Origin of the sequence: Ruminococcus flavefaciens (genome assembly GCF_900143025.1) — a bacterium.
In the GTDB taxonomy this organism is placed as follows: Bacteria; Bacillota; Clostridia; order Oscillospirales; family Ruminococcaceae; genus Ruminococcus; species Ruminococcus flavefaciens_I.
Genome location: NZ_FRCT01000005.1, coordinates 1 through 17,344 on the forward strand (window position 1 = coordinate 1; position 17,344 = coordinate 17,344).

Here is a 17,344-nt window from a genome sequence, read left to right on the forward strand (position 1 = left end):
CATCAAAGCCAACCACAACATCTACTACAACATCAACTACAACAACATCAAAGCCAACCACAACATCTACAACATCAACTACAACAACATCAAAGGCAACTACAACATCTACAACAACATCTTCAACAACAACATCTGCTCCTACAACAACACTTCCTGTTGTTACAGTTAAGTACGGTGACGTAAACAACGACGGAAACATCGACGCAGTTGATGCTTCAAATGTTCTCCGCCAGTATGCACTCATCGCTACACATCAGGACAGCATATTTACAGAAGAGCAGATAGCTGCTGCTGATGTAAATAAGGACGGTAATGTAGATGCAGTTGACGCTTCAATAATTCTCAGATACTACGCTTACTTCTCAACAATTACTGAGCCTGTATCACTTGAGAAATTCATTGAAAACAACGTTATCGAGTCTTTAGAGCTTGAAGCAGACAAGGAAGCAGCTGCGCCTGAAACAACTACAACAACTACTAAGGCTGCAACAACTACCACAACTGCTTTACCTAAGACAACCACAACACTCGCTGTTCCACAGACAACAACCAAGTAAGTCTTACAGCGACTGAAACAAAACAAAGAGAGTCCCCGTGATATACGGGGACTCTTTTTATGGCATGAAAAAGCTCCGCGATTTGCGGAGCTTTAATTTGATCAATAATGTAAAAGGCAGCCTAATATCTTTCCGTCATGACCGCGAATGAATAATTTTGTTGATGCTCCTTCACTCAATGCAACGATATATGGTCCCTGACCGTCTGTACGTTTCCAGCTTGGAGCGGTTGGGCGTACAACCCATATATCGAATTCATCATAATAATCAGCTATGATAGCTGGTCTTTCTCTGTAATATTCAACTTCGGGATCATGATGTGGCTCTTTTTCAAGCCAATCCATATACTCCTGACCTTTTTCGTTCAGGAGCACATTTCTTGCTTTTTCTATAGCGTCCTGTTCATCAATAATTTCACCGAGTTCTCTTTCTACAGAAAGATGTTCAGCTTCATAAACCATATAGTTTATTACGTTTTTGAAATCGATTCTGCCTTCATCAGTCATGTGTTCAAAGCCATCATTATTCATGGTGTTGTAGTATAAGTAATTACCAATTATGGACTTATAAGCAGTGTCAAGCAGTTCTTTTTCTTTTTCCTCCTCAGTCTTTTCAGGTGCCGGTTCATCTGTTTCCTCAGGAGGCGGAGCCTGTTCGGTTGTGGTAACTGTAGTAGTTACAGTTGTAGTTGCAGATGTAGTTACAGTTGTTGTAGTTGTTTTTTCCTCGAAGGAATATTTATCATCGTACTTACCGCTTGCAATGTCATTGAGAACAGTCTCAAACTCATTTATGTCGATATAGTAGTTTGTATATCCTGTAGGGATATTATTGCTTTCTGTCAGCTCATATTCACAGAGGCTTACAGAACCATTGCTGCCGATATAGTAGGTCAATCTGCGAGTAGTTGTGTCGCTTGTCTTATAGTAGCAGGCAACGTTATAAAGCTTATCATTGCCGTCATAACTGATATCATTAACAGGGTGTTGCAGCATACCAACGAAATCATCTCTGAGGAAGCCCTGAAGTGCCTTGAATGACTTGCCGCCTTCGGAAATGACCTCATCGGAATTGTATTCCTTACAACGTTCAACCATACCATTCTGGAATTCGCCCTTAGTGAGATATTTTTGCTCTCTTTTGGAGAGGTATTGGCTTGTATCGGGGATATTACTGTTCCAGATATCCTGTACGCCCTTATCAAAGGCTTCATAATCAATATCATATACCGAGCTTTCTATGATAGGATAATAATAGTTGTTTCCGTCGGGCTGACATTTTTCGGCTGTATAATATGCTTTTCCGTATTCTGTAACATAGACATAATACCATATATCACCCTTTTGCCAGCTGATCCCATAAGTCCTTGCGTTATCATTGCCTTCAAAATTATGGAAATCAGGGATATCCTTTTCTTCGATATCAGTTCCTTCGCCCCAGTTAAAATTATTCAGAAATACAGCAAGCTTATCATATGTTTCATCTGAATAATCATCTGAATATTCAGTCTCAGTGAGAAGCCATAAGTTGAAGTATTCCTGCCTGAAATCAACAAACGGTGAAACTGCACCTGAATCAACGATATTATCAGACTCTGTCGATTCCGTGTAAATAACCTCTTCCTCGGGCAAAGCAGATTTATTAGCCTTGTTCTTGTGTAGCAGGAAACCTGTTGCACCTATGCCTGTTACCAGTACGGCAGCGGCAGCCAATGAGCTTACTATTCTCATTGTATTGCTTGAGGAGCTTATATTTTCAGTTCCGCTTACTACCTCGGTGTATTCATCTTCATTTGTTTTTGGGGCTTCTGTTTTATTATTATTTGCAGAAAAAAGCTTTTTTAACTTAGAGTTTTTCATTTTCTTCTCCTCCTCATATTGAGCTATGCGGCGGTGTACATTCTCGATCATCTCTTCATGTTTCAACATATTCAAACCCCTCCGTTTCAAGCTGTGATCTGAGTGATTTACGAGCACGATATAAAATGGATTCAAGGCTGCGGAGACTCTTTTTCATGATCTTTGCAGCTTCCTTGTTGCTGAACCCCTCAAAATATATAAGCCATAATACCTGCTGATATTTTTGCGGGAGCTTTCGCATTGCCTTATGAATAGTTATCTGCTGCTCTTTTTTGATGTAAGCTTCTTCGATATAAGCCTCATCATCAGTCATTTCAGGTATATCATCAATAGAAACACAAGCTTTTCGGGAATACTTGCGAAGATGATCTATTGCGATATTTCTGCCTATGGCATAAAGCCATGTCTTGAAGGAGCTTTTTCCCTTAAACTTTGGCTTTTTTGTACCCAGAAGTACAAAAGTGTCCTCTGTAAGCTCTTCTGCGGTATGGACATTGTCCACTATGCTTGTCAGGTAGAGTATCAGACCGTCGCTGTATTCTATTATTATATTATCTAATTCGTGTACATCACCATTGTCAAGAAAACGGCGGTAGCTACTTGCACCGTTATCCATAGGCGACTCCCTTCCGAAAGCTTTTACGGGCTTTCATTTATTAGACGATATCAGAAGAAAAAACTACGCGCTTTTTTCTGAAAATTTTTTAGACTTTTTGATTTGTATTATGTGCTGCAATTTGGTGCGGATTTTTGTAAGTTTTGACATTGCAGACATGGATAAAGAACTTTTATATATTCTACCATAATACGATATTAATTTCAACTGTTAAACCTGTATGCAAATTTCAACAGCGTATGAGGAATACAAAGAGTTCACAGAGCATAACCTCTGCGAGCTTTATTATTGAGAATTATTTCATAATAATGAAAGCAGCGTTCTGTTTATCTCTGTCGCCGCGCCTGTATGAGTAGAAAGACTTGTCGCAGCAGGTGCAGCCGCCAATGACAAAAATGCTTTCGGTGTTTATGCCTTCTGTTTCAGCCTTAACTTTTACAGCCTCCGCAAGGTCAAGGAACAGCTTATTATCCCTGACAGAGAATATTTTTTCAAGCTCACAGGCAGTGAAGGCGTCATGGTATTCATTGCGTACATCTTCTCCCACTTCATAGCACTCCGCACAAATATGAGGACCGATAATGACCTGTATTTCCGCAGCAGAAGCTCCAAGCTCCTTCATGCGCTCAATTGCGTTATGTATCAGTTCACCTGCCGCCGAACGCCAGCCGCAGTGGAGAAGTCCTATTACTTCTGCTTTTTTATCTATCAGGTATATGGGGACACAGTCTGCTGCGAGGACGCTGAGGACTATGCCTTTTTCGTCAGTTACTATGCCGTCCACCTTTTTTAAGATATTATCCTTTATAACGCCCGTGCCGCCGTGCTCAATGCCAACAGCTCCTACCTTGCAGCCGCTTGCCTGATATGGACGTATTATACGGGATAAGGGCACTCCGAGAGTATCACCGAGAGAAGAATAGTCACTTGTTGGCGGATCGGACGGAGCATTTCTTGTCCAAATACCGTTCAAGCCCGAAGTAAAGCCGCCGAAGCAGAGTTCATCGTTTATAACAGTTATGCTTTTCATATATCATTACCTCATAGTCAGTTGAATGATTATATTATAACATCTCAGCAAGGGAATGTAAATGCTTTTCCAGACATAAAAAACCGCCTGTCGGGATTGACAGACGGTTTTTGGAATTATCAGAATGACTTTATCTCGCCCGAAATAAACTTTTTGAGAAGAGCGAGGTCATCAACGTTTACAGCCTTGTCGCCGTTGATATCGGCTGCTTTAAGGTTGTCTGAGCTGCCTGAAACGACAGCCTTTCTCATGCGGCTGAGGTCGTAGATATCCACAACTCCGTCGCTGTTAAGGTCTCCTAAGATATATTCTTCATCGGGCTCGTCGGTAATAGTACCCTCCGAGTCTCCGTAAACTGCTTCTATTGTTGCATCTGAGCTGAGTCTTACTGTGATAGTAGGGGAGTTCTTATCTCCGCTTGTTATCTCCGCACCCTTGATATTCCAGCGTGTGAACTGTTCTTCACCGCTTGCGGCTGCGGAAATAGTGATGTCGTAATCCGAGTGGTACTTGCCGCTCCATTGGTCTATGCTTCCGAGTTTGAGCGTATTAAGGTCGATCGTGCCCTTATCGGCTGTATTAAGTACAGTGAGCTTATGGGGCTCGGAGCTAAGCTTCATTGCAGACCTTGTAGTACGTTCTGCGTATGAAAAACGCTGAGCATAGAAGTTTGAGACTGTTGACAGCTCGCTCTCGAATTTACCCGAGCTGCCTGAGCTGAAACGTGAATAAGTATCGGCTACCTGTTCCTTGAAATTATTCTTGTAGTAGCTTATTACCTCGTTTACCTTTTCAGGAACGAAGTTATAATTAGCCATATCCATAAGAGTTCTTGAGAATTCAAGTCTGAATGTCTCATTGCTGCTGAGTTTTGTGAACATCTTTGCAAGCTGGCTGCCGTCCTGTTTTAAGCGGCTGTAGCAGTCAGCCGAGAAGGACTTGTCGTAAGAGCCGTAAAGTCCCTGACCCGACTCAGTATCAAAGAGCACCATTCTCCACTTGCCGTCAGCATAAGGATTGGTCTCGTCGATAGCGTCAGAACGCCATGCGGTGTAGTTTCTCTTTGGCCAGTCTGCATTAGCCCAGTATATCTGAGCTGCAAAATAGTCCATAAAGCCTTGTATATCGACTTTTTTGCAGAATTCCTCATAAGATATGCTGCCGTTTGCAACGCCGCTGCAAAGGGACTCCCAGTCGCTGAGGTCGCTTTCGCTGCCTTCTTCAAGCTCGCCGTTTTTTATCATAGCGATATTGCTTTTTTTGATGCCATAGTGGTCACTGAGGTAGCTGTCGCTTATTTTCTCCATCATCTGGTATATGCCCCAGAATTCGCCGTCGATGAACACGATACATTCAGAGGTAGCCTGATAAGCGAAAGCTCTGTCGGTGATAAGGCTCTGGTTGATGCTGTCGCGGAAGAAGGCTGCGCCGTTATCGTTGCCGCCGTTGCGGAGCACAAGACCGTCATACTTCTTGATAGCCTTGCCATTTTTAGCCTTAGTAGCCTTACCCGAGAAGAAATCGTACTCAAACTCAGGAGTACCGTAATCCTGGCGTGTGTAGATATTGAAGCTCTTCTGCGCAAGGCATCTTGAATAGTTGCCCTTTATGCGTATGCCCACATTCTGCTGGAGCACCATTTCGCCGCCGTCAAACAGAGTGAAGTTAGCAGGACGCTCCCATTCTTTTCCTCTCTGAGTGTAGTTGGCTTCCATTTCCCAGATATTCATATTATTCGGAGCTCTCTGCGGTTCGCGTCTGCCGCCATCGGGACCTGTATGCTCTTGTGGTCTGTTATCCTCGGGTCTGCCGCCCTCGGGCTCCTTGTGATCGTCGGGTTTTTCTTCTTCTTTGTGCTCATCGGGATTTTTGTCGCCATAGAATACTTTTCCGAGGCAGTAGATACCTTTTTCGTAATCGAAAAGGTTATCGGGGTCTGTTACCAGTGATACCACCTTCATATTCTTGTAGTATCCCGAATTTGTTTTGCCTATGAAATAGGTCTTTGTAACGGGTTCGCTTATGCGTCCCTCACTGTCAACGGAAACAGCGCGTATAAGTGCAGCCTTGTCAACGGTCTCGCGGGGAGCCGAAGCCTTGTTTGGCGTGATATCGGTACGTGCGCTGAGGCGGTTCTGAGTATCCGACATATCCTCAACAGTGATAGGTCCTGTGTACTTTTCCGACTCAGTTGTTGGGTCGCTGCCGTCGGTGGTGTAATAGATAGTACAGCCTTCCTCTGCGGTAAGGGACAGGGAGAAGCTGTTATCGTAAAATCCGCTTTCCTGTGAGAACACAGGCTGACGAACAGCCGCACTGCCTTCTGGGGCAGCATTTGACTGGTCGGGTGTACACTTCAGTGTGTAGAACTCACCGCTTCCGTCGGGATACTGTCCGTAGGAGGTATCCGAAGCAAGTGCGCCTACATCAAGAGTCTGAGCGGTTTTGCCCTGTGAGTCGGTAAGTACAAGGGTCTCGCCCGAAGCTGACAAGCCGAAAGGAGCAGCCTTGCTGTCATTTACAGCGGCATCGGCGTCGCAGAATACCACGAGTCTGCCGTTTGCAGGTATATGAGTTCCGCTTGGGAAGGTATACCTGTAAGGCTCCTGCTCCTTGTCGGAAAGTCCCCATCCAGAGATATCAGCTTCTGACTTTCCGCTGTTGTAAAGCTCTATCCAGTCATAATACTTTCCGTCACCCGACTGGTAGGTGGAATTTTTTGTGCAGACCTCGTTGATGGTAACTGTACCATTGCTGTCTGCTTTTGCAGGGAGATATGCTGCTGACTGTAGCAGCATACCAAGACAAAGAACTCCCGCAGCAGTTCTTTTATTTGATCTTTTTTTCATGTTCTCCTCCGATAATTTAGATTAATCATCCTCATTGATCCGATATTACCGGAACATTTTCTGTCTTATAGATTCCCTGTCATTTGTTTACGTCCTCATTTACTAAACACATTATATCACTTTTTTGCATAATATTCAATAGTTTATGACGATTTGTTATTTAATTGACCTTATGAAGATAATTATTGAAGGAAAGCCTGTGTCAGTCATTAGCCGTTAGGCTTTAGCCTTTAGCCCTTAGCCTGTAGGGGCGCACAGTGTGCGCCCGCCGATAAGTGAGTAGAAAGTAGAATTCTGTAGGGGCGGATATTATCCGCCCGCAATTCCAAAAAACAAACGCAAATCTTAATAATACACAAAAACAAGCACCGTGATTTATGCAAAACAGAGAAACGAAAATTTATTTTTTCAATAATCAATGGTTTTCCATTGATTTTCACCGTTTTTCAGCCCCCTTATGAAAGGAGCAATTAATATCACAAAAAATAAAAAGGCAGATAAAAAAATCCGCCTTTAGTGTAGTTAGTTTTGATTTATATTTTTTTACGCTTTCTGCTTAGTATCATAAGTATCACAGCAGGAATTGCTATACCTGTAATACTAAAGCTGTCGCCTGTAGCAGGACTATCCGATGCTTTTTTCGCGGAAGTGCCTGCGACTGTAGTTTTTGTGGCTACAGTTGTCGGCGCAGAGGAAACTGTAGTTACAACAGGCTCCTTGAAGGTGTTTTTAGCCTTTATATCGGTGTGTCTCAGCGTATCATCATAGGTGCTCATAAGGTCGAAGCTGTAACTGTCACCGTTGCGGTATATGAAACTGAAATGTGCATTTGCACAGCCTATAGTAGTTGAAAGGTAGCCCGAATGAGCATAAGTGAACTTCAGCGGCTGGGAATCATAGGTTCTGTTGTTATAATCAATAGTGCTTATCAGAGTGTCGCCCTCGGTCATCAAAAGCTCGCTTTCCTGCCTTGAATGGTCGTGACCGAAGAGATAGACGATATCCATATTGTATTTTTCGGCGTAGCTGTTTATAAGCTTCGCAAGCTCGTAGGAGTGATCCACATTGTACTGATTTTCGCCTATCCATTTGCTTATCTGTCTGCCGTAGGGAGATACGGACTCAGGCTGTACACCGAGCACATGAAGTCCCGAATGAGCCGATATTACTACAAGCTCGCCGTGATAATCCTCGGCAGTCTTTTTCAGAAAGCTGTCAAGCTTTTCGATAGTTCTGTCGTAGGAATAATAGAACGCACCGTTGATTTTGTCAAGTGAAGCCTCAAAATTCAGCCCGTATACCGTCAGCCCTTTTGCAAAATGACTGCTTTTGCCATTGAGAGCCGCAGCCGCGGAAGTACCCTTGTAGATCTGTCCGCCGTAGGGCGAGCGCTGGTTTTCGGCTCCGAGTCCTGCATTATCCGACATTATGGAAGCAGCCTCTCCCGAATCGTGATTTCCCGAGACAAATACTGCATCGAGTCCTCCGAGATAAGAGACTATCTGAGGATAATAGCGGTCAAGCATGATATCCTTGCTTGCAGTCGGACCATTTACAAGGTCGCCAGTGCATATTACAAGTGCAGGAACATAGCCGTTGGTATGATTCATTATTTTTTCAATGGCTTCGGTAATAAAGAAGTACTGCTCATGTACGTCCGAGAAGGTCATAAAGGAATCGGGCATAACGCCCTTTGCGATAATAAAGGCTGCATCTGCCGATCTTTCACGGTAATGCACGTTCTGACCGTCGTGACCTTCTATTATGCAGTTTACGCGGTGAACTCCTGCTTTCATATTTTTTAAGGAGTCGGCAGTGAATGAAAGCTGAGCGCAGCTTTGCACCTTGCCGTCTGTGAACCATTTTATACTATCGACGGTTATATCGTCAGAGTGCAGCTTTACTGAGAATGTCGGTGCAGCATAGCCGCTGCCCTCGATAACATACGACTCCGCAGAGGGCTGCACCGCAATAGCTCTGCTGAGATATTCGCCATTAGAATACAGGCTGACCTCCGCAGCTTCCGAAAGATCATTTGTACATGAAAAAGGTACATCGCCGTTCTCATCGTATTTAAGATAAGAAGTAATGCCGTTGCCGTTATAGCGGAGACTTCCGTCCCTGTATTCCCAGAAGCTGTCGCCGTCCGTCCACCAGTTTGACACGGCATACAGCTGATTTTCGTGGCTTATAAGGTAGAAGGAACGAGATGAAAGGGTAGTGTACTCGGGAGCGATGCTTGTTACCATGGTAGACCTGTAATAATGCCAGATATATTCACTGATGCTGTCGTTGGCAGCGGTGAGCATCACCTCGCTGTCATCAGAGCCTTTTACCGTTATAATGTAATCATTTCCGTTTTCAAATTCGTTTACCTTGTACCATTTTTCGCCGTTCTCAAGGGTCAGCACGCCTTTTTCAAGACTGTATGGCGCAGAAGCGATATAATGATCGGCTTTTGCAGTCTGCGTCTGAAACGGTATCAGTATCGTGAAAAAAACAGCGGCAGCAAAAAAAGCTGCGGCTTTCCTAAAAAGCTTCATATCTGAAAACCTCCGATTTTCTGAGGATAATTAGTATCAATACATATTATATCATGTCTCTTTGAATAAAGCAATGTTTGAAAACCTGCAAATAATTGCTAAAATAGGTTAGCGAAAACTAATTTTATTGTTGATGCTTACAAATCGGAGCTTATAGGTGAGATAGAATATTGACAAATGAAGCCGTAAGTGCTATTATAGTATTGGTTAGAGCAGTCTAACCTTTTGTTTGAATATAGGTTTTATACCACTAACATAAAAAATATCTTTCATCAGTTATAGGCGTATAAAAAGCAAAACAGGCACAGAAACCTGTGCCTGTTTTCCGAGGATATGATCAAATAAAAGAAACAATTTCCGCAGTGATGGGGGGAGTGATCTGCGGAATGGTTTCCGAGGCTTGCTTTTATATGCGCAGTATTTATTGCGCTTACATAAATACAAATCGTATGGGCGTAGACAAAACAGACAAAAATAAATATATTTTTTTATTTTAACTATTGTATCAGGGGGAACTATGATATTCTATGTTTTAGGAGCAAACTATGGAAACGCTTAAAGGTATAAAAATAGGTGAGACCGTCAGAGTTGAAAAGGTTGGCGGTGCAGGTGCGCTCAGGCAGCATTTTCTTGATATGGGGCTTATCCCCGGTGCAGAGGTCACTCTCGTAAAATACGCACCTATGGGAGATCCTATGGAGCTCAGGCTTCACGGATACGAGCTCACTCTGCGTCTTGCGGACGCGGATCAGATCGAGGTCTGTCCTGTCATCGGGAAAAAAGAGGAAGTAAAGGAAAAGAAGAAGCATCACCACAAGACCGATCATCCGGGACTTGGTGAGGGCGGACGCTTCCATGCAAAGGGCGATGGTGTTCCGCTGGAAAAGGGTACTGTCATACGTTTTGCTCTTGTTGGCAATCAGAACTGCGGCAAGACCACGCTTTTCAACAGACTTACGGGCTCAAAGCAGCACGTCGGAAATTTCCCGGGAGTTACCGTTGACCGCAAGGACGGTTCTATCATAGGTCACGATGATACCCTTATCACTGATCTTCCCGGCATTTATTCCATGTCGCCATACAGCAGCGAGGAGATAGTTTCACGTAATTTCGTACTCAATGAAAAGCCCCACGCTATTATAAATATCGTTGATGTTACCAATATAGAGCGAAATCTCTACCTTACCATGCAGCTGCTTGAAATGAATATACCTATGGTAGTTGCACTGAATATGATGGACGAGCTTACCTCAAACGGCGGAAGTATCGACATAAACCAGATGGAAAAGCGTCTTGGAGTTCCTGTTGTACCAATTTCCGCAGCTAAAAACAAGGGCATCGAGGAGCTTGTGGAGCACGCTATACACGTTGCATACTATCAGGAAAGACCTCTTAGATACGATTTCTGCGACAAGACCGAAAACGGCGGTGCGGTACACCGCTGTCTCCACGGTATATCGCATCTTATCGAGGATCATGTGGAAAACATCGGAATGCCCCTTCGTTTCGTAACGAGCAAGGTCATCGAGGACGATCCCCTTGTAATAGAAAAGCTGGATCTGGATCAGAATGAGATAGAGACTATGGAGCATATCGTTACGCAGATGGAAAAGGAGCGCGGTCTGGACAGAAGCTCTGCCATAGCTGATATGAGGTTCAGATTTATCCACAGACTATGCGATGATACCGTTAAGAAGCCTGCCGAAAGCAAGGAGCATATCCGCAGCCGCAGGATAGACAGGATACTGACGGGAAAATATACCGCGATACCTGCTTTTATCCTTATTATGGGAATGGTTTTCTTCCTTACCTTCAATGTTATCGGAGCATTTTTGCAGGGTCTCTTTGAAATGGGCGTGGATAAGCTTACAGAGCTTACGGACAAGGCTCTTACTCATGCGCACGTAAATTCGGTCATACACGACCTTGTTATAGACGGAATATTTGCAGGCGTGGGAAGTGTCCTGAGCTTCCTGCCTGTAATAGTAACCCTGTTCTTCTTCCTTTCTATGCTTGAGGACAGCGGCTATATAGCGAGAGTTGCCTTTTTTATGGACAAGCTCCTGCGCAAGGTAGGTCTTTCGGGACGAAGTATAGTACCGCTGCTCATAGGCTTCGGCTGTTCGGTTCCTGCTGTAATGTCAACAAGGACTCTGCCCAGCGAACGAGACAGAAAAATGACTATACTCCTTACCCCGTTTATGAGCTGTACTGCCAAGCTGCCTATATATGCATTCTTCGTTAATGCCTTTTTCCCGAAACGCGGCGGATTTATAATGGTTGGACTTTATTTGCTGGGAATAGTTACGGGTATACTTGCGGCGTACCTTTTCAAGGGAACGCTGTTCCGCGGCGAGGCTGTTCCTTTCGTTATGGAACTGCCGAATTACCGCCTTCCTGCCGCAAAGAATGTGGCACAGCTACTTTGGGAAAAGGCTAAGGACTTCTTGCAGAGGGCTTTCTCGGTAATACTTATAGCTACTGTCGTTGTATGGTTCCTGCAAAGCTTTGACACTCATCTGAATATGGTCAGTGATGCAGGCGACAGCATACTTGCGGGGATTGCAGGTATGTTTGCTCCCGTAATGAAACCTGTGGGACTTGGCGACTGGCGCATACTTGTTGCGCTTATAAGCGGCTTTATGGCTAAGGAAAGCGTAGTATCCACGCTTGAGATACTATATTCGGGCAGTGTAGAGACTGCCATGACTTCTCTTTCGGCAGGCTGCCTGCTGGTATTTTCTCTGCTTTATACACCGTGTGTTGCGGCGATTGCAGCTGTTAAGCGTGAGCTCGGCAAAAAATACGCTTTGGCTGAAGTGGTATGGCAGTGCGGAGTTGCATGGGTAATGACGCTTATCATACGTGCGGTACTTATAGCGATAGGAGTGAACTGAATGAATATTGCTGATATTATACTTATAATTCTTATTGCTGCGGCTCTTGTCATGGCAGTAAGATACACTGTGAAAAGTGCGAAAAGCGGCGGCTGCTGCGGTGACTGCAACAAATGCGGCGGCTGTATGAAGAAATGAAAAATACCTGTAAAGCTGAGATAGGCTTTACAGGTATTCTTTTTGCGCCTGATATAAGAGAATATGCAAATAATTTGCCGCTATTTGTTGCTCTTTTCGGAATTTTATGTTATAATGTCCGTGTAATGAACATTTACTTGATAAAATACGCAAAATACTGATACATGATATAAAGGGTGAATACTATGTTTTATCTTATAAAGGATACTCTTGAAAAATGCAAGAACCTCAGACCAAAGGACTCGAAGGCAAAGTACGTTGCTGTGCTTTCTACCGAGGAATGGCTCAGCAACAGTTCAAAGTTCGATATGGGCATCGACCTTGAAGTCAGCACATCTGAGATACACAGCACCAAAGCGGAAGTGAATTACGACTCTCTTACGGGAACCTTTTCTATCCCCGACAGATATAATATTGCGGAAAAAAAGAACAATTTTGCCTTTGCTCTGGACGAAAAGGGCGTTGTTTTCATTGATGACAGCGGTACTGTCGAGGAGATAATCAAAGAAGTGGTAAAAAGCAAGCGTTGGACAAATCCCTCGCTGGAAAGATTTATATATGATTTTCTTGAACAGATCATCTACATAGATCAGAGTATTCTTGCAAGGTATGATGCGGAGCTTGACGAAATGGAGGACAAGATACTTGCAGGCGAGGAGGAGAATTACCCTAAGCGCCTTAGCGAGATAAGAAGCGATCTCCGCGATATGAGGATACATTATGAGCAGCTTGAGGACCTCGGACAGGAACTTGAGGAAAACGAGAATAATTTCTTCGCTCATGAAAATCTCAGATATTTTCACCTCTTTACTCAGCGCATAGCCCGTCTGCACGATACTACAGCCGCACTCAGAGACTATACTGCGCAGATACGCGAGCTTTATCAGTCACAGCTCGATATCAAGCAGAACCGTATAATGACTATCCTTACCATAGTTACGACTATCTTTATGCCCCTTACCCTTATTGCAGGCTGGTACGGCATGAACTTCAAGTATATGCCCGAACTCGAGTTCAAAGCGTCTTATCCTATCGTTATACTGATAAGCGTTATAATAGTTATTGTAAGCCTTATCTTTTTCCGCAAGAAAAAGTGGCTGTAAAAAGCTGCCGTTTGCTGAAGTACTTACATAGAATGTATATGTAAACTATTGAGGGAGACCCTTTTGAAAAAGGGTTCCTCTGACAGAGGCGGTCCCCTCTGTCACTGCGTGACATCTCCCCACACTGTGGGGAGTCACCCTCAAACTCCCTCCCTAAAACTTCTGGTTTTATTTTTTCACAGATAGGGCACACCCTGCATTACTTGCGGGGTTTTTTATGTTAGGTGTGCCCTATCTGTGAAAAAATCAGCTAAAAGTCTTTGGAAAGGGGTTCGGGGAAGAACCTTTCTTCAGAAAGGTTTTCCCCGATAATTACATATGTATTTTTATGTAAGTACTCCGTCAACGGCAGCTTTTTACAGTCTGTCTGCGATGTCGTATATCATTTTTTCTGTCTTTTCCCAGCCGAGGCATGGGTCTGTGATAGATTTTCCGTAGATATGCTCGTCTATTTTCTGTGAGCCGTCCTCGATGTAGCTCTCTATCATAAAGCCCTTGACAAGCTTCTTGATATCGTTATTATAGCGGCAGCTGCTTATTACTTCCTTGACTATTCTTGGCTGTTCAAGCGGCTGCTTGCCTGAGTTGCAGTGGTTGGTATCAACGATAACAGCAGGATTTTCAAAGCCCTTCTGCTGGTACATATCAAAGAGGAGCTGGAGATCTTCATAGTGGTAATTAGGCATATGCTGACCGTGATTGTTCTCGAAGCCTCTGAGTATGGAATGTGCAAGGGGATTGCCCTTTGTACTTACCTCCCAGCCGCGGTAGAGGAAGGTGTGTCCCGACTGTGCAGCCTCGATAGAGTTCATCAGCACAGGGATACTTCCGCTTACAGGATTTTTCATACCTACAGGGATATTGAGACCGCTTGCGGTAAGACGGTGCTGCTGGTTTTCAACAGAACGTGCTCCCACAGCAACATATCCGAGGAGGTCGTTGAGGTAACGGTGGTTCTCGGGGTAGAGCATCTCGTCTGCGCAGGTAAAGCCTGTTTCCTGTATCGCGCGGAGGTGCATTTCACGTATAGCAACTATGCCCTTGTACATATCAGGCTCTTTGCTTGGGTCTGGCTGGTGGAGCATACCCTTGTAGCCCTTGCCTGTAGTTCTTGGCTTGTTGGTGTAGATACGGGGAACTATCAGTATCTTGTCCGCTACCTTGTCCTGTACCTTTCTCAGGCGGCAGATATAATCGAGTACGCTTTCCTCGATATCTGCGGAGCATGGACCTATGATAAGGAGCAGCTTGTCGGACTTTCCTCCGATAACATCGGCTATCTCCTTGTTTCTTGCTTCTATAACCTTTTCAAGCTCCTCCGAAACGGGGTACTGTGCTTTTACCTCGGCAGGGATAGGAAGCTTGCATTTGAAGTTCATATTCATATATTTTCTTCCTCTCTGATGATTTATGACAAGAGAATTATAACACTTTACGGGAAATAAATCAATAGCAGCGCAATTAATAAAAAGAACAGCGTATTTATATTGATATTTTTATATTAATGTCACTGGTTATCCAGCATTTTTTCCAGTATCTCGGCAGCATCGGTCACACAGCCCCTGCATGAGCGGAGACCGCCGCGGAGCTCGCTGCACATAACGGATCTGTTGCGTGAGGTGAACTCGGCTTCAAATTCTGATATTTTATCGGAGTCCTTGCCGTATTTTTGTGCAAGTACATATTCAGCCGCGAGAACTGCGCCGCATTTGCCCATTCTTCCGCCTGCAAAGGGAGCAGCAGCGGCTTTTGCCTGTTTCTCGTCAATGCCTGCTTCATCTGCAAAGGCGCAGAGTACAGATGCAGAACAGCTGTAGAAGCTCTTGTGGTATTTTACTGCCTTTTCGGTTTTTTCTGCCATTTTTAACACTCCTTATGGTTGATATTAATATCATAGCAGAAAAAACAGCAAAAGTAAAGAAAGCTTGTCAGAAAAAAGGCGATTCATAAAAAAATGATGAAATTTATGGGGGTTTGTGATATTATTAAATCAGTGATATATTTTAACACAGAAAGAGGTTAGGTAATGTATAAAACAAAGCACTCAGCGATCATTGCGGGAATACTGACACTTACATTTGCACCTGCTGTCGCCTTTAGCGGCAGTATATCAGGATATGCGGCAGATACAGATCAAATTGAGACCTATGGCGGCAAGAAAAAGATTGATACAGATGAATGGAAAGGTTCTGTGTCGGGATATTACGGCGATGAAGTTGTTTTGCGCGGATATAAAGGCAATAAGGAAAATGTTGTGATACCGGAATATGTTGACGGATTCAGAGTGAAGGACTGTGATATCGCATGGAATATCGTAAAGCTTGGCGGTCACTATTTCCACATTGACGCTACATGGGACGATATGGACAGTGAAAAAATATCGTATGACTGGTTTATGAAGTCGGACGCAGAGCTGAAAGAAGCAGGCGGTGCTCACGGAAAATGGAAAATATATAAGCTTATGCCGCTTCACAGCTTTCAGAGCGATGTTATGCCCGAATGCAGATACAGCTGCGGAGATCTCAATACAGACGGCGAGGTGGGAGTATCCGACCTTGTGAAGATGAGCAGGTACCTTCTGGGAAAAGAGACTATAAGTGATGAGGATCAGCCTCTGTCAGACCTTGATCTCAGCGGCAATACAGATATCTTTGATATGGTAAAGCTCAGGAAGCTGCTTCTGGATACTGCAAAATAGTATAGTCGGCAGCAAATATCAACTGTTAGTTGAGTTTAATCTATTTTTATTCGCTTGAACTCTACCCGAGGTTGTGGTAGAATGATTATAGAAACGAAAAGGTGAGATGTAAGATGGACAAAAACAGCACTTTCCGTATTAACCTTGTAAAACGCAGAAAAGCACTGGGGCTTACTCAGGAACAGCTTGCGGCACGGCTCAATGTTTCTCCGCAGGCGGTATCAAAATGGGAGAATTCCAGTTATCCCGACGGCGAGCTACTTCCGCGGCTTGCAAAGGAACTGAACATTTCACTGGATTCTCTTTTCGGAGTAAAGGTCATGGACAGCGAGCGCGATATCGAACAGCTCATAGATGATGAGATGCGCTCTGCTCACAAGGAAAAGCGTTCGGAGCTTTTTATGAAAATGATGTATACTGCGCTCTGCGCCTGCAACCCAAATATAGATACAGTGGGCAGGCTGCGCAGCAGCTTTGAGCACGAGACCTTTGCAGGACTGAAAACAGACCGCGAACTGGCACTTTCACGGCTCAATACCGACCTGAGGTATTTCTGTTTTCTTGAAGTTCCCGAAAAGGGCGTTAATTCCTACTTCGGCGACACAACAAATATGGTAAGGCTGTTCAATACACTTGCAGACGATGATGCTATAAGTATAATAAGCTATCTCGGAGCAAGCGTAAGGAACAAGATGTTCTCGGTGGCAATGATATCCGAAAAGCTGGATATCCCGTCTGAAAAAGTCCAGCATATCATCGACAGGCTCGACCGTTTCGGGCTTGTATGGCGCGTTTCTGCCGACCTTGACGACAAGCCTGTCATACTCTACGGCTATACTCATCACACCTGTCTTACGCTGATACTGGTCCTTGCAAAGACCATTACCAACTATCTGAAGTACATGGATCCCAACGTGGAGGAATGGGAGCGTGGAGCTTTCAGGCGTGAGAACGGTGAACAGGACGAGATAGTACCGCAGGTGCCGTGGTGGAAGGAAGGCGAGCTGTAGACGATAACAGCGTGAGCTGTTAATAAAATTATCCGCTCCGA

At 44.2% G+C, this 17,344-nt stretch carries 13 protein-coding genes; 6 read left to right on the top strand and 7 right to left on the bottom strand.

The genetic code is table 11. The annotated features are described in order from the left end of the window. The coding region (locus tag BUB28_RS17365) for a dockerin type I domain-containing protein (protein WP_242939952.1) at positions 1–560 on the top strand (560 nt) is incomplete at its 5' end. A 101-nt stretch (positions 561–661) separates the two neighbouring features. Here BUB28_RS17365 and BUB28_RS06490 read toward each other — a convergent pair. The 5 genes from BUB28_RS06490 to BUB28_RS06510 all read right to left on the bottom strand — a co-directional run bounded on the left by BUB28_RS06490 (position 662) and on the right by BUB28_RS06510 (position 9,457). Then, entirely contained in the window at positions 662–2,488 is a 1,827-nt protein-coding gene (locus tag BUB28_RS06490; RefSeq protein WP_072949987.1) for a hypothetical protein, read from the bottom strand. Then, positions 2,475–3,035 carry an RNA polymerase sigma factor gene (locus BUB28_RS06495; RefSeq protein ID WP_072949988.1) on the bottom strand — a complete coding sequence of 187 codons (561 nt, stop codon included), beginning with the start codon at positions 3,033–3,035 and terminating at the stop codon, positions 2,475–2,477. The genes BUB28_RS06490 and BUB28_RS06495 overlap by 14 nt, the downstream gene beginning before the upstream one ends. A 295-nt stretch (positions 3,036–3,330) precedes the next feature. Then, positions 3,331–4,065 carry a purine nucleoside phosphorylase YfiH/LACC1 family protein gene (locus tag BUB28_RS06500; protein WP_072949990.1) on the bottom strand — a complete coding sequence of 245 codons (735 nt, stop codon included), beginning with the start codon at positions 4,063–4,065 and terminating at the stop codon, positions 3,331–3,333. 119 nt (positions 4,066–4,184) lie between these two features. Next, complete coding sequence (locus BUB28_RS06505) at positions 4,185–6,914, bottom strand: CotH kinase family protein (protein ID WP_072949992.1); 2,730 nt, start codon at positions 6,912–6,914, stop codon at positions 4,185–4,187. 533 nt (positions 6,915–7,447) lie between these two features. Further along, entirely contained in the window at positions 7,448–9,457 is a 2,010-nt protein-coding gene (locus tag BUB28_RS06510; protein ID WP_072949994.1) for a metallophosphoesterase family protein, read from the bottom strand. A 545-nt stretch (positions 9,458–10,002) separates the two neighbouring features. Here BUB28_RS06510 and feoB point away from each other — a divergent pair. The 3 genes from feoB (at position 10,003) to BUB28_RS06525 (ending at position 13,595) form a co-directional block, all read left to right on the top strand. Beyond that, entirely contained in the window at positions 10,003–12,354 is a 2,352-nt protein-coding gene (gene feoB / locus BUB28_RS06515) for a ferrous iron transport protein B (RefSeq protein WP_072949995.1), read from the top strand. Then, positions 12,355–12,492 (top strand): FeoB-associated Cys-rich membrane protein, encoded by a 138-nt coding sequence (locus BUB28_RS06520; protein ID WP_081373416.1) that lies wholly within the window; start codon positions 12,355–12,357, stop codon positions 12,490–12,492. Between the two features lie 185 nt (positions 12,493–12,677). Further along, complete coding sequence (locus tag BUB28_RS06525) at positions 12,678–13,595, top strand: magnesium transporter CorA family protein (protein ID WP_072949997.1); 918 nt, start codon at positions 12,678–12,680, stop codon at positions 13,593–13,595. A 356-nt stretch (positions 13,596–13,951) separates the two neighbouring features. Here the strand turns inward: BUB28_RS06525 and BUB28_RS06530 are convergent, their stop codons facing one another. Then, positions 13,952–14,980, bottom strand: a complete 1,029-nt coding sequence (locus BUB28_RS06530) for a 3-deoxy-7-phosphoheptulonate synthase (protein WP_072949999.1) — start codon at positions 14,978–14,980, stop codon at positions 13,952–13,954. Between the two features lie 122 nt (positions 14,981–15,102). Then, positions 15,103–15,456: a C-GCAxxG-C-C family protein gene (locus tag BUB28_RS06535; protein ID WP_072950000.1), complete on the bottom strand. Its 354-nt coding sequence runs from the start codon at positions 15,454–15,456 to the stop codon at positions 15,103–15,105. Positions 15,457–15,621: 165 nt separating this feature from the next. Between BUB28_RS06535 and BUB28_RS06540 the strand changes: the two genes are divergently transcribed. Next, positions 15,622–16,293, top strand: a complete 672-nt coding sequence (locus tag BUB28_RS06540) for a dockerin type I domain-containing protein (protein ID WP_072950002.1) — start codon at positions 15,622–15,624, stop codon at positions 16,291–16,293. Between the two features lie 113 nt (positions 16,294–16,406). Further along, positions 16,407–17,303 carry a helix-turn-helix domain-containing protein gene (locus BUB28_RS06545; protein WP_072950003.1) on the top strand — a complete coding sequence of 299 codons (897 nt, stop codon included), beginning with the start codon at positions 16,407–16,409 and terminating at the stop codon, positions 17,301–17,303. Positions 17,304–17,344: the final 41 nt, after the last annotated feature.